Genomic DNA, 13,828 nt, shown 5'->3' on the forward strand with positions numbered 1-13,828 from the left:
AAAGTCTCCGACCTTGTCCGACTTTCCAAGTTTTGAATTCGCAATAACCAACCTTGGAAAGTCTCCACCCTGGCCGACTTTCCAAGGTTTGAATTCGCAGTAGCCAAACTTGGGAAGTCTCTGACTTGCTTGACTTTCCAAGTTTCGAATTCGCAGTAGACAAACTGGGGAAGTCTCTGATTTGCCCGACTTTCCAAGTTTTGAATTCGCAGTAGCCAAACTTGGGAAGTCTCTGATTTGCTTGACTTTCCAAGTTTCGAATTCGCAGTAGACAAACTTGGAAAGTCTAAATTAAGGTTGTTCGGCTCTGGTTTTGAGTGCTTGATTCATTTTGACAAAGTTGTTGCGGGTATCGTTTCCGATTTGTTTCAGAATAAGCGAGCTCAATAACCCCGAGAAATTTTCGCCGTGAATAAGATTTATTTGATTTGGAGATATTTCTTCGATTTCGAAGTAATGATGCCCATCAAAAAGACCTTTTATCCACAGCGATCCCAGCCAATCAAAGTATTGGTTGGGTATGACACTCAACACTTTTGGCGTAAACACGATGGTTTTTGCGCCATTTTGTAGAGTATTTTTGAGCTTTGTTCCCGCTTGAAGTTGTCCCTCACTTTGTACGATAAATGGATTCCAGACAGCGTAGTTTTCTAAATCAGCGAGGATATTCCAGACTTTTTCTTTGGAAGCATTAATGACGATTTCGGTTCTGATTTTGTGTTTCATGACTGCAACATTTTGTTTTAATGATGTTGCAAAGGTAGCGTGCTCTATGCGCTCCTTCCATTAACAATTGTAAAGAAATGAGCCTTTCTAACGTTTTTGTTGTGCCAGGCGATTGCGGATGCGACTCATCGATACGGGCGTCATTCCCAAATACGAAGCGATAATGTGATGCGGTACGCGAAGCAATAAGTCGCCGTTTTGTTCAACAAATTTTGCGTAGCGTTCTTCGGGGCTATCTAATAGAAATGAAGACAAAATCTGCTGCGCATTGATAAAACGCTGTTCGGCTATTTTGCGAGTGAGGATATTGAATTTGGGTAGGACTTCGTAGAGTTCATTCATTTTAGGCTGAGTAATCACCAGTAAGTCTGAGTCTTCTAGGGTTTCGAGTGATTGAATACTGGGCGTTTGTCGCAAAAAACTATCATAACTACTCGCAAACAGATTTTCTCGAAAAAGATAAGCCGTGATTTCGTCACCGTCATTTTCGTAAAAAAGGCGCAACATCCCTTTGTTGATAAAATAAAGTTCGTTGGCTATTTGGCCGTGCTTGACAAGCGGAAACTTGCGGGGCACTTGTTTAAACACAAACGCACTTTCCAAAACTGATTTTTCACGGTCGGAGAGCGGCACAAATTGAGCCACTAAATAATGTAAAGCGTCAAACATAGAAGGTTATAAAAGGCATATGTATTTCTAGTATATTCTATACGTAGGAAGTTTCAAATAAAGCTAAAAGAAAAAACTGGCTTTCCTTACTATCTCAGCCCTAAAAAAGTGATATTATTGATAATCAATACATTATACTTTTTAAAGAACTTGCTGTATTCCCTCAACAAATTTAGGGTATTTGTGGCACTTCTATTTTCTAAAATTGTACTTTTTTGAGTGTGTATTTGGTCTATTGTTGTATTATTCCGAACTTTGCATAGATTTATTAACCAATTACGACCATGAACACACTTAATTTTCAGCATATTACTGCTTATTTTCATAACCTCAAACTGTCGAACTCATTCCGACATATCAATACCTTTATCGTACGTCACTCCACCATATTTGAAGCTTTGACTCGTACGGGTCAGCCTTTTGGAGGGAAAGTTTGCTAATGCTTTCTAAGAATTTAGACATTCTAAATTTTTGACAATTTGGAATGTCTAAGCTTTGCTACTTATTGGTTCAAAACATTGACTCTACAAAATATACATATCTGAGGCCAAAGAATTGGTTTTCAAATGTCGTGATATTATTCCGACATATTCTTGGGGGGGGGCTGGCTTAGATTTCAAACTTCTACCAAAGGCCAGGTTAGAAAAAGACTAGACATCACTTTTTTTAGTCTATCTTCTTCACTCTTTTAATTTATGAAATCCATTTCTAAAGTACTACTACTGTTTTTGTTGAAGCAGTTTTGTTTCGGACAAAGCAATGATTTTGTCACTATTAAACAGCGGATTGTCGGGGATTTGATGGCCGTCAAGGTCACTGATCAAAGTGTCGAGACAATTATGGCTAAGATGAACAACGACGGAAGTTTTCAGGGTATCAATTATACCGATCTTAGTCGTACAGCGAGTTTCCCACACGGAGGTCATACGCGTGACTTGGTTGTTTTGGCAAAAGCCTACAAAACCCCTTCTTCCAAATTTTATAGGGATAACAAGGTAAAGTCGCTGGTAGTGAAAGGATTAGAGTTTTGGGTCAAAAATGATTTTGTAGGGGACAATTGGCATGACAATCAAATTACCACTCCTACTAATCTTGGAAATTTGATGTTGGTGATAGGGGAGGAGCTACCCAAAGAACTCATCGAAAAGGCCCAACCGATGATTGGTCGTGCCAATATGAGCGCTTCGGGTGCACGCCCTAGCGGAGATAAAATAGTGATTGCAGGGATTTTGGCTAAAAACCTGATTTTTAAGGATAATTATGAAGAATTTGATAAAATCATAAAAATCATTGAAGACGAAATCAAGTTTTCGACCGGAGAGCGCGGGATTCAGCATGACTATAGTTTTCATCACCGAGTAGATAGGGTCAACAACACCTCCTCCTATGGATACGGCAAATACGCCAATGCCTATGGCGAATGGTCTTATTATGTAGCAGGTAAGCGCTACGCTTTTTCTAAAACTAAAATCAATCAATTGATAGATTATTACCTTGATGGCATCTATAAACAGATGGTGTATGGAGTATATGAAGATATTAGTGTCAAAAACCGCAGTATTTCCCAAAAAGTAGCCACTTTTCAACCTTATGGTACCCTCGAAATCGAACGGCTTTTTGTAAGCACAGATTACCGAAAAAAAGAGTTGGAAGAAATCATCAAGCTACGCAAAGGAGAAGCGCAACCTTCGGCCTCTTTTGCGAAGTTTTTTTGGCAAACCGAACACTTTGTTTTCCAAAGACCTCATTTTTATACGACGGTCAGAATGTTTTCGACCCGAAATAGGAATATGGAAGAACCCTACAACGGACCCGGCAAAACGACTCATCATCGTGCTGACGGCACCAACTACCTCATGCTCAAAGGGGATGAATATCATAATATTTGGGCGGTGTATGATTGGCAAAAAATATCGGGTACTACCATCCTTCAGAAAAAACAACTTCCTAGCCCTGAAGAAATTCAGAAAGACGGACTTACTGATTTTGTAGGAGCGGTGACAGACGGGATGTATGGAGCCGTAGTCTTTGATTTTAAAAGTCCTCATGACGGCACTGAGGCCAAAAAATCATGGTTCTTTTTTGATGAAGAGTACGTATGCTTGGGTACGGGTATCAAGGCCAAACCAAACTTTCCAGTGGTAACCACTCACAATCAAACCCTAATGCGTAGTGAGGTGAAGATAGCTCAAAACGGAACGGTCAGCACCTTGCCCAAGGGGAGTAGAACAGCCGAAAATGTAAAGTGGATTTTTCACGATAAAGTAGGCTATGTATTTCCACAATCGGCTACTGTGCAAGTTTCTAATCAGTCCGAAACGGGAAGGTGGTCCGATATCACTGACCAAAAAAATATCAGCAAAGAACTCGTCAATGAAGATGTATTTAAGGTGTGGTTTGACCACGGCTCTAAACCTATCAACGCTTCTTATCAGTATATCGTAGTGCCAAATGTGACGTCGCAGCAACTAGAGGCGAGTAGTAGTAGTAATCGGGGTATTGAAATTTTGGCAAATACTGCTGATTTACAGGCCGTCAAGCACACTCAATTGAAAATAGTGCAATCTACTTTTTACAAAGCTGGGGAAGTAGAAATAGAGAAAGGTCGTAAACTAAAAATGGATAGCCAAGGTATGGCGTTGCTGAAGATGAAAGGTGATCGCCTTCAAGAACTGACTATAGCAGACCCATCTCGTAAGCTTAGTCGTATGGTGGTGACCGTGCCGGGTATTTATAAGAACAAAGGAGAAGGTTTTATCGCACTTCCGAACCTTTCACAAAACCAAACCATTTTTTTGATTGACCTACCACAAGGTGTGTATTTAGGAAAAAGCGTGACACTGAAGTTATAGAGGGCTAAGGTTCTCTAAAACAACCCGCAAAAAGCGAGAATTCCTAAAGTTTTTAATTTAGGAACTCTCGCTTTTTAATTTATTGATGCCATGAACTTGGAGTATATTATAATTATTTCAAAAATAAATTGTACTTTGTTTTTATTTTGTGTTTTATTATATTAAATTAAACGGCTACCATAGAAGCAGGTCAACAGACCATGACTATGGGAAATAACAAGGGTAAGTTCACATTTATTTCATCTAAAACATCTAGATTTATGAAAACTACGTTGTTTGCCCTGTTGATGATTATTGGCGCTTTCAGTGCTTGTAAAGAGGCCGATAGTAAAAACACTTCCTCAATGACCAAGATTGATGAAGAACGCGAAACCAAAGCGATTATGCAAACCATTGAAAACGAAACGGAATGTTTCTTCAAGGGAGATTACAATTGTTGGAAAGAGAGTTTTGTTCATGCCAATTATGCTTTTCAAGTTTGGAGCAAAGATGGTTATTTTGACCCCAAAATAGGCTGGAATGAGGTAGATGATAAGATAGGACGCTACATTGAGGACAATAAAATAGGAGTAGGGGGAAGCAACAATCCCAAGGTAATTCGAAAGGATATGATTGTGAAGTTTTTTGGCGACAATGTAGCGTATTTGATTTGGAATCAGTACAATAGCGACAAAAAAATGAAACACTATACCCATAGTACCGAAACTCGAATCATGGAAAAGCAGGACGGTAAATGGAAGATTGTAAACGTGACGGCATTGTGGGATAGAAATCAGCCTATTCCATTTGATAGTTTACAGTGAGTTATCACCCAAAAAGGGAAGGCACGCCTTCCCTTTTTTGATGTCAATTATCTAGCTAAGCTAGTTCTTGAGCAGTAGCGCGGTATTTGACCTCTACATTGTGTAATTCAATAAGAGGCTTTAAAAATTCTTCTAAGTAGTTGATGTCAAGCTGACTAGCAGCATCGCAAAGTGCTTCTGAAGGACAAGTGTGAGCTTCTACAAACAAGCCATCTACTCCCGCTGCCACGCCTGCACGAGCAAGTACGGGCAGATATTCTCTTGCGCCACCTTTACTGTCTTTGGAAGGTATTCCGTATTTACGGATAGCGTGTGTCACGTCAAATACAACCGGATAACCCGTTTTGTTCATATGATAAAAACTGCGGGGGTCTACGATAAGGTCGTTGTAGCCAAACGTATAGCCGCGTTCGGTTAAGATGATTTGCTCGTTGCCACTATCTTCAATTTTTTTGACGGGATGCTTCATGTTTTCTGGTGCCAAAAACTGTCCGTGTTTTAGGTTGACTACCTTGCCAGTTTTGGCGGCGGCTACTACAAGGGTAGTTTGCATACACAAGTAAGCTGGAATCTGTAATACATCCACCACCTCAGCTACGGGGGCGCATTGGTCAGGATAATGAACATCCGTCAACAAGGTAAAGCCGAATTGCTCTTTCACTTTTGCCAAAATTTTCATTCCTGCCTCTAGCCCTGGCCCCATATAATAATCAAGACTGCTGCGATTGTCTTTCATGAATGAAGATTTATAAACAATCTTGATATTTAAGCGCTCTGAGATTTCTTTGAGACGCTCTGCTACGGTCATCATGATTTTTTCGTCTTCAATGACACAAGGCCCCGAAATGAGAAACAACTCATCTGAACCACATTCAATATCGCCTACGCGAACGATTTTCTTTTGCATTGTATTTGGATATTTTGGACTACAAAGTTCGTTTTTTAGGCGTTACTACCGCCAATTATTACCGAAAAATTATACACACCTACTTCTCTTCCCATTTGGATTTGATGCCTACTTTCTCAAACAATTCAGACAAACTCAACTGCGTTTGACGAATATCTTGCCAATCTTTTAGGATGACTCCTAAGGTAGCTTCAACGAGTGATTTGTCGAGGTGGGTAATGTGCATTTCGGCCAATGCTTGTGCCCAGTCAAGTGTTTCGGCAATGCCTGGCACTTTGTTGAGGCGTTGTTGGCGAAGTTCTTGCATAAAACCCGTGATTTGACGTGCCAAGGTAGCATCAATCTGCTCCACCTTGGATTTGACAATGGCCAGTTCTTTATCAAACGGCGGATAATCAATCCAGAGATACAAGCATCTTCGTCGAAGTGCTTCAGATAACTCCCGCGTGCGGTTACCAGTCAGAATGACGTAGGGAATATGGGTCGCTTTGATGGTGCCGATTTCGGGAATACTGATTTGCCAATCCGACAACATCTCTAGCAGAAAGCTTTCGAACTCTTCGTCGGCGCGGTCTATTTCATCAATCAATAAGACGGGTGCTTTTTCTTGAGTAATGGCTTGTAAAAGAGGACGTTTTAGGAGGAATTTTTCGCTAAATAAGGTGTGTTCAATAGTGGCAGTGTCTGTCTCATGGGTGGTACTTTCTGTCATTTTGAGATAAAGCAATTGATGTTGATAATTCCACTCATAGATAGAATGGTTGGCATCTAGCCCCTCATAACATTGCAGCCGAATCAAATTGGTATGGAGTGCTTCTGCCATCACTTTGGCTATTTCTGTTTTGCCGACACCCGCAGGTCCTTCGATGAGCAAAGGCTTGTGAAGCTGCATTGCCAAAAAAACTGACATTGCAATGTACTCGTCGGTGATGTAGCCACGATTAGCTAAAAGCGCCTGTACGGATGATAGAGTATGAGACATGACAGAAACGATTGGTAAATCCTACGATACTAAAGAGAACTTTATTGAGGGAATTGGGACTTATCGATACCTGGAATGATTCTCAATGCATTTTTGTAATATACTTTCTTGAGTACATCATCCGGCAAACCCATGCCATACATGCGCCAAAAGGCGTGGTATTTTTTGTGATAAGGAAAATATTCATCTTCTGTTTCAAGCACTCTAAAGTAAGTGGCGTATTCGGAAGGAACCCAACTGTCTTTTCCAAACAAAATACGATCTTGCCACTTCGTAAAAAACTTTTTGGAAGCCCGTGGTTGACGGCCTAATTCGGCAATAACAGCTCCAATTTCGACATACATATTGGGGAATTTAGTCATGAGGCTATCGAGCTTTCGGAGGTCGTTGGGATACCACCCCATGTGGGCATTGATGAAGGTAGTTTTGGGATGACGTGCAAACACCGCGTGCTGTTCGCGAATAAGCGAATCAAAAGGCACCGGGTCGGTGTCGGTACGTTTGCGGCCTGCGTGAGTTTTGAGCTCAAGCCAGCGTTCGTTGTAGCGGTCGAGTGGGTCCCAAAAAGACTTGGGGTCGGCGGTATGAATAATGACGGGAATTCCTAACTCTCCGCATTTGGCCCAAATAGGGTCGAGACGGGGGTCACTTACGGCGACCCGTTTGCCATCAGTATCTTTAATACCACTAAAACCAAGGCTTTTGTAAACTTTCATGCCTACGGCGCCCGCTTTTACATCATCTTCGATTTGTTTGGCGGCGCGTTGCCCCCAGCCTGGCGAACCAATACCTTTTAGTTCTGGATTGGTAAAGACCATAAAACGTTTAGGGTAATTTTTGCGGACATTGGCAATAGCACCCGTAATGGTAGCGGTGCCGTCTTCCCATTGTTGTGAAAAACCTCGACCACTCAAATTGACCATAATGCCCATGTTGAGTTTATCCATTTCACTGATAAGTTCACCCAGATTTTGGCTATCCATTCGATATTGATGGTTATGGACATCAATAAAAGGGAATTTGGACCGTGTCACTTTATGTTCGTCTACTTTTAGGGTAGATACGGGGTCATATTCCTCAAAACCAAGCGGCTGTGTAATGGGGCCATTTGAGGGGTTTTGGCCACAAGCTGCCAAAGCAATCAGGCTGGCTAAAAAAGTAAGAGAATGTTTCATGAGGATAGGCTAAAAGGTCAGACAATGAGGTATTTATTTGTAAATTAAAGCTACACAGTGAGCAGCAATTCCTTCTTTTCGTCCCACAAATCCGATATGCTCAGAGGTGGTAGCTTTGATAGATACATCCTCTGCATCTATCTGCATTACCCCCGATAGGCATTCTTTCATTTGGGGAATGTGGGGATTGAGTTTCGGCTCCTGAAGTACTACTGTGACATCTACATTGCCTACTTCATAGCCTGCTTCTCTAATCATTTCCATTACTTTAGAGAGTAAAATTTTGCTGTCAACGCCCTTCCATTGAGGGTCTTTATCCGAAAAATGGTAGCCGATATTGCGCATATTAGCGGCTCCAAGGAGCGCATCACAAATGACATGGCAGATTACATCGGCATCCGAATGCCCCTTGGCACCGTGGGTATGTGGAATTTGGATGCCCCCAAGCCAAAACGGACGACCTTCTTCGAGCTGGTGTACGTCATAGCCGAGGCCAATTCTAAATTTGTTCATGTTGTACAGAAAATCGGGTTACTATTATTTATATGGCTTTGGCTAGGCCAAAGCCCGGTAGTACATCGTTGAGCAGTTGGTCTCTTTTAAGATATTTTGTGCCTGCTGTTGGATGCCTTCCACTTGAATTGCCTGAATCTTCTCTGCTTCGTAGTTGACAAGTTCGGGGTTTCCGGCATTTGCGGCATAGGCTAGATTCATAGCTCTATTGAGGAGTTCGACCTCAGAGAAAGCCAAGGTAGATTCGGCTTGGTTTTTTACTTTTGAGAGTTCTTCTTCAGCAAGTTTGGTTTCTACTAGCTCTTGCAATATTTCTTTAACCGCCGCATCGGCTTCTTCAAGCGAAACATTCGCATTGAGATTTCCTTGTATTACTATTAGTCCTGGGTCGATAGAGGCGGTATTGTAAGCATTGATATTGGCAAAAAGCTTACGCTCTTTCAGAAGTTTTTGATACAAACGCGCCGATTTTCCTCGTCCCAAAATATCACACATAAGATCGGCAGTATAATAATTATCCTCAAATCGGCCTGGCATATGATAGGCTTTATAGAGTGCATTGAGGGGTACTTTGGCCTCCGTTTCCAAAAATCGGGAAGCGGTTTGAAGCGGTTCTTGGGGTAAATTTCTTACATATTTAGGCCCTGCCGGGATGCTACCAAACCATTTTTCGGCAAGGGCTTTGACTTGCGGCACCGTCACATCACCTGCCACCACCAAAATGGCATTGTTTGGGAGATAATATTTATAAAAAAAGTGCTTGACATCTTCCAGAGTAGCTTCTTCGATATGGCTAATTTCTTTGCCGATAGTAGCCCAGCGGTACGGGTGCGTGGTATAGGCCAAGGGACGCAATTTCAACCACACGTCGCCGTAAGGCTGATTAAGGTAGCGTTGCTTAAACTCTTCAACTACTACTTTTTGCTGTACTTCAAGCACTTTGGGATCAAAAGAAAGACTTAACATTCGGTCTGACTCCAGCCAAAAAGCCGTTTCGAGATTGACAGATGGAAGGGTAATATAATAATTGGTAATGTCAGGAGATGTGAAGGCGTTGTTTTCTCCGCCTACTTTTTGAAGGGGTTCATCGTAAGAAGGAATGTGTTTTGAACCCCCAAACATAAGGTGTTCGAAAAGATGGGCAAATCCGGTTCGGTTTTCTTCTTCGTCACGAGAGCCTACATTGTACAAAATATTGACGGCTGCCATCGCGGTGGAGTGGTCTTCATGAACATATACTTCTAGGCCGTTGTCAAGAATAAAGTGCTCGTAATGAATCATATAGGTTGGTCAGTGAATTTGAATCTCAAGCAAAAAGAGTGAAAATACCTCAAAATTGATTTTGATTACGGAGATAAGTCATTGTTAGGATTGTAAAAAAAAACTATTTATTAAACTCTTTACTGTTTTTTTAACGTTAAGAACAAAGCTAAAGGTTTCAACCTGAATGCCCAAAAAATTGAAAAATACAGTCTATTTACTTTTTTAGATTACCAGTATTGACAGCCTGAATCCATGAGAAAATTTTTGTTATTTGTTTTGTTGTGTACATCATTTATTTCAAAAGCCCAAGTCTTATATGATGCGCATACGCAAGAACTAGTCCTAAAGGCGATTGACCATATTTATGATTTTGAGTTTGGAGAAGCCGAGCCTTTGATGAAACAAATCAAGGCTAAATATCCTAATCATCCTCTTAATTCCCTCTTGAAAGCACTTCAGCTACAGTGGCAATACTTGCCCGTAAAAGATAACAAAACCATGAGTGCGCAGTATTTGGCGCTTCTTCAAGATTGTATCAATAAAGCCAAAACGCTTGAAAAAGATGAGAAAACACGCCCCGAAGCAGCTTTTTTTTCGATGGCAGGGCATGGCTATATCGCTTTGGTACACAACTACAACGATGATAAAATGAAAGCCGCCGCCGAAGGCAAAAAAGCTTATAACTATGTGATGGAAGGCTTTAAGTATATGGAACGCAATCCTGAGTTTTATTTTTCTTCAGGTCTTTATAATTATTATGTGATACGTTATCCAGAAGACCATCCCATTGTGAAACCTTTGGTGCTTTTTTTTAAAGACGGAAATAAAGAAGAAGGGCTTCGACAAATGGATGTGGCAGCTCGTAAAGGGATGTTTACCCGAACTGAATCGGCCTATTATCTCGCCCGAATTTTGTTAAAACATGAACTTCGTTATGATAAAGCCAATCAATATTTGACTTCTTTGACCCATAAATATCCTAAAAACCCCATTTTTTTGATGAAACAAATAGAGTCGCTATTGCTTTTGAGTAAGTATGAACAAGCGGAGGATTTGTTGGAGCGTTTCAAAAAGTATAATACTCACTTTTTCCCGATTGCATGGCATACTTTTGAGGGACTTTTACAAGAAAAACACCTTAAAAACGAGGCTGAAGCTACCAAAGCTTATATGGCGGCTCTACGACAACCTTTTGATAGTGAATATACTAAAGAGTATCATGCTTTTTCATACTTAGGGCTGGGGCGTATAGCAGCTCGCTCGGGCGACCGCCGAAAAGCAATTGCCTATTATAAAAAAGCAGAAGAATTAGCCGAGTACAAAGGGCTGATGAAAGAAATAAAAACGTATTTAAAGTAAATGGTTTAAGGAGTTTGAAGAGCTACCAAAGCGTCAAAATCCTCGCTCAGTTTATAACTCAATCTTTCAAAAATCTCAGTAAAGCGACCATAACGTTCATGATGCGTAGGATTAGGCTGATAGGTTTCGACTGAGCGAATGGTGCGAGCAGCATCTTCCAAATCCTTGAAAATACCCAAATGAGTCAAACCTAGCAGTGCTGCGCCTGCACTTGCACTATCATGTTTATCGTTGATATACACCGTTTTTCCAAATACATCCGAAAGCACTTGCGCAAACAAAGGTAAAGTGGCGTATGCTCCGTTTATATAAAGATTTTGGATAGAGCGATACTGCTGTAGAAGTTTTCCAATACTATAAATTTCATAGATGATTCCTTCTACCGTAGCCCGGATAAAATGACGCCGTTCGTGAGTGATATTTGTACCAATATAAGCACCGCGCGCATTGGCGTTCCAAAGAGGCGCACGCTCCCCGAGTAGATAAGGCAAGAACAAAAGACCTCCCGCACCTGCTGGTACTCGTTCGGCTTCCATCAAAAGCTGCTTGATAGTGTAGTCCATATCTAAGTGAATCCCCGACGCTCCAAACTGCTGCACAAACCACTCAAATACCACACCGCCGTTGTTGGTAGGGCCTCCAGAAATGTACTTTCCTTTGGTAAGCAAATAATTAAAGAAGCGTTGTTGAGAATCTTGGATTACTTGGCTTCCTGCTACGCGCATCGCGCCACTTGAGCCGATGGTGATGGTGGCGTCGCCTTCCGTTACTACCCCTGCGCCCAGCGTAGCCAAGCAGCCGTCACTCGCCCCTACAATCACTTTTGTAGCACTTGTGAGCCTGAAAAGCCTGACATATTCTTTTTTGAGTTTTAGTTCGCCAAAATCAATAGGAACTAGTTCTGATAGCTGCTGAGGTTTGATTCCTGCAAAATCAAGGGCTAGTTTTTCCCACGTAAGCGTATGAATATTAAACAAACCTGTCGAAGAAGCGATACTATGGTCAATCACTAGTTGGCCAGTAAGTTGATAAATGACGTATTCCTTTATAGAAATAAATTTATAAACTTTCTCAAACCAAGTGGGAGGAGTATGATTGTGAAACCAGCATATTTTGGCCAAAGGAGACATAGGGTGTAAGGGCGTCCCCGTAGCTTCATAAATAAGTTTTCCTTCAGGAGCTTCTTTAAGGGCATTGGCTTCGTTGCGCCCGCGATTGTCGGCCCAAATAACGGCATTTCGGAGCGGGACTCCCTGCTTATCGATGGGAAGCACACTGTGCATAGAAGCCCCAAATATCAGGGCTGAAGGGTGGTATTTTTTTCCTAATTCATCATTAAGTAAACTTTTGAGAGCATACAATACCGTCAAGAAAATCTGCTCAGCGTCTTGTTCGCTATAATCGGGCTGTGGATGAAAAGTCGGATAAGTGCCTTGGCGCCATCCGATAAGATTGGCCGACATGTCAAAGGCCGAAGCTTTGACTTTGGTAGTACCGATGTCGAGAGTTACAATGCAATCCATTCGCTGAATGAGTGACCGGGTCGCCGGTTCGAAAACATAATAAGTAATTTTAACGTATATTCTACCTTAGGTCTATTATTTCCGTATTCTTTTACTCTTGACCTCGTTTTCTAAATTGCCCTGGCGTATAGCCGGTCAGTTTTTTAAAGGTAGTAGAAAAATGTTGGGAAGAATAAAATCCCGTATCAAGGGCAATGTCGGTGAGGCTTTTTTGACTTTGACGAAGCTGCTTCATTGCTTCGGCGATTCGGATATTGATTAAATAATTGAGGGGTGAAAAACCCGAAAAAGCTTTTACTTTTTCAGTAAAAGCCGTACTTCCTAGTCCCACCACGGTGGCCATTTCCTCTACCGTCCAAGGGTGGTCGAGGCTATCGCGGAGCATTTGTTCGAGCTGTGCAAAAGCCTGAGGAAAATCTCTACGTTGGTTTTGCTGCTGACTTAGCTGACGAACGATAGTGACGATAAGCTCGTCAATCAACTGATTGACGCGTACTTGATACGCAAATTCTGTTTGTTTGATTTCGTTTTCAATACGTTGGAGCAATTCGTAGGGTTGTTTGAGATTGTTGAGTACCACGGGCGAATGAGATACCAACAACCTCCCCAAGAGTTTTTGGTCGTTGTCGTTGATAGCGGACCACTTCCCCAATGCCAGCTCTTTGTGAAGCTCAAAACTTTCGGGCTGAAGGGTAATCCAAGCAAGACTGCCAATCTCCAAAGTAGCCGAAGGGCTACCGAGCGATTGGCCGGGGCACAGTACTACCACATCGTTTGGATATAAAAAATGGAGTTTGTTTTCGATAATCCATTCAAATTTCCCTTCAAGCACACACAAAATCTTGATGCCTGCTTGCGCACGAATAGGCCACTCTTGCAGCTTCACAATAGGGTTTTTGAGACGTATCAATTCCTTGATGTGCGTGAATTCGGCCAAAGACGTAAGCTGTTGCACAAAAGGACTCATGGAAGGCAAATTAGGTTATTAAATTTTTTTAAGAAAATATAAAAATATTGCAAAATTCTACATCGTCTATTCCTAGAAGTTTTTAGAAC

The 13,828-nt window shown here is 41.6% G+C and carries 13 protein-coding genes; 4 read left to right on the plus strand and 9 right to left on the minus strand.

Going from position 1 to position 13,828, the window contains the following annotated elements:
* Nucleotides 1-291: 291 nt before the first annotated feature.
* Together P1X15_RS16525 and P1X15_RS16530 are read right to left on the minus strand one after the other, a co-directional pair.
* Nucleotides 292-726, minus strand: a complete 435-nt coding sequence (locus P1X15_RS16525; protein ID WP_277339239.1) for an SRPBCC domain-containing protein — start codon at nucleotides 724-726, stop codon at nucleotides 292-294.
* A gap of 87 nt (nucleotides 727-813) precedes the next feature.
* Entirely contained in the window at nucleotides 814-1,395 is a 582-nt protein-coding gene (locus P1X15_RS16530; RefSeq protein WP_277339240.1) for a Crp/Fnr family transcriptional regulator, read from the minus strand.
* Between the two features lie 284 nt (nucleotides 1,396-1,679).
* Here P1X15_RS16530 and P1X15_RS16535 point away from each other — a divergent pair, with 284 nt between their 5' ends.
* The 3 genes from P1X15_RS16535 (at nucleotide 1,680) to P1X15_RS16545 (ending at nucleotide 5,050) form a co-directional block, all read left to right on the plus strand.
* Nucleotides 1,680-1,835 (plus strand): hypothetical protein, encoded by a 156-nt coding sequence (locus P1X15_RS16535; protein ID WP_277339241.1) that lies wholly within the window; start codon nucleotides 1,680-1,682, stop codon nucleotides 1,833-1,835.
* 255 nt (nucleotides 1,836-2,090) lie between these two features.
* Nucleotides 2,091-4,247 carry a polysaccharide lyase family 8 super-sandwich domain-containing protein gene (locus P1X15_RS16540; protein ID WP_277339242.1) on the plus strand — a complete coding sequence of 719 codons (2,157 nt, stop codon included), beginning with the start codon at nucleotides 2,091-2,093 and terminating at the stop codon, nucleotides 4,245-4,247.
* 260 nt (nucleotides 4,248-4,507) lie between these two features.
* A complete protein-coding gene (locus P1X15_RS16545) occupies nucleotides 4,508-5,050 on the plus strand; it encodes a hypothetical protein (protein WP_277339243.1) in 543 nt (180 codons plus the stop codon).
* Nucleotides 5,051-5,105: 55 nt separating this feature from the next.
* Here P1X15_RS16545 and kdsA read toward each other — a convergent pair whose 3' ends face one another.
* From kdsA to P1X15_RS16570, 5 genes are all read right to left on the minus strand, one after another.
* Complete coding sequence (kdsA, locus tag P1X15_RS16550; RefSeq protein ID WP_277339244.1) at nucleotides 5,106-5,957, minus strand: 3-deoxy-8-phosphooctulonate synthase; 852 nt, start codon at nucleotides 5,955-5,957, stop codon at nucleotides 5,106-5,108.
* Nucleotides 5,958-6,036: 79 nt separating this feature from the next.
* Nucleotides 6,037-6,939, minus strand: a complete 903-nt coding sequence (locus P1X15_RS16555; protein ID WP_277339245.1) for a MoxR family ATPase — start codon at nucleotides 6,937-6,939, stop codon at nucleotides 6,037-6,039.
* Nucleotides 6,940-6,980: 41 nt separating this feature from the next.
* The gene (locus P1X15_RS16560) at nucleotides 6,981-8,114 is read right to left on the minus strand and encodes an amidohydrolase family protein (protein ID WP_277339246.1); all 1,134 of its coding nucleotides are present in this window, start codon (nucleotides 8,112-8,114) and stop codon (nucleotides 6,981-6,983) included.
* 33 nt (nucleotides 8,115-8,147) lie between these two features.
* Nucleotides 8,148-8,627, minus strand: a complete 480-nt coding sequence (gene ispF / locus P1X15_RS16565) for a 2-C-methyl-D-erythritol 2,4-cyclodiphosphate synthase (RefSeq protein WP_277339247.1) — start codon at nucleotides 8,625-8,627, stop codon at nucleotides 8,148-8,150.
* Between the two features lie 42 nt (nucleotides 8,628-8,669).
* A complete protein-coding gene (locus P1X15_RS16570) occupies nucleotides 8,670-9,908 on the minus strand; it encodes a pitrilysin family protein (RefSeq protein WP_277339248.1) in 1,239 nt (412 codons plus the stop codon).
* 234 nt (nucleotides 9,909-10,142) lie between these two features.
* Here P1X15_RS16570 and P1X15_RS16575 point away from each other — a divergent pair, with 234 nt between their 5' ends.
* Complete coding sequence (locus P1X15_RS16575) at nucleotides 10,143-11,249, plus strand: lipopolysaccharide assembly protein LapB (RefSeq protein ID WP_277339249.1); 1,107 nt, start codon at nucleotides 10,143-10,145, stop codon at nucleotides 11,247-11,249.
* A 5-nt stretch (nucleotides 11,250-11,254) separates the two neighbouring features.
* Here P1X15_RS16575 and P1X15_RS16580 read toward each other — a convergent pair whose 3' ends face one another.
* Both P1X15_RS16580 and P1X15_RS16585 read right to left on the minus strand, forming a co-directional pair.
* Nucleotides 11,255-12,772 carry a gluconokinase gene (locus P1X15_RS16580; RefSeq protein WP_277339250.1) on the minus strand — a complete coding sequence of 506 codons (1,518 nt, stop codon included), beginning with the start codon at nucleotides 12,770-12,772 and terminating at the stop codon, nucleotides 11,255-11,257.
* Nucleotides 12,773-12,863: 91 nt separating this feature from the next.
* The gene (locus P1X15_RS16585; protein WP_277339251.1) at nucleotides 12,864-13,739 is read right to left on the minus strand and encodes an AraC family transcriptional regulator; all 876 of its coding nucleotides are present in this window, start codon (nucleotides 13,737-13,739) and stop codon (nucleotides 12,864-12,866) included.
* Between the last annotated feature and the right edge of the window lie 89 nt (nucleotides 13,740-13,828).

This window comes from Runella sp. MFBS21, from assembly GCF_029433105.1.
Taxonomy (GTDB): Bacteria; Bacteroidota; Bacteroidia; order Cytophagales; family Spirosomataceae; genus Runella.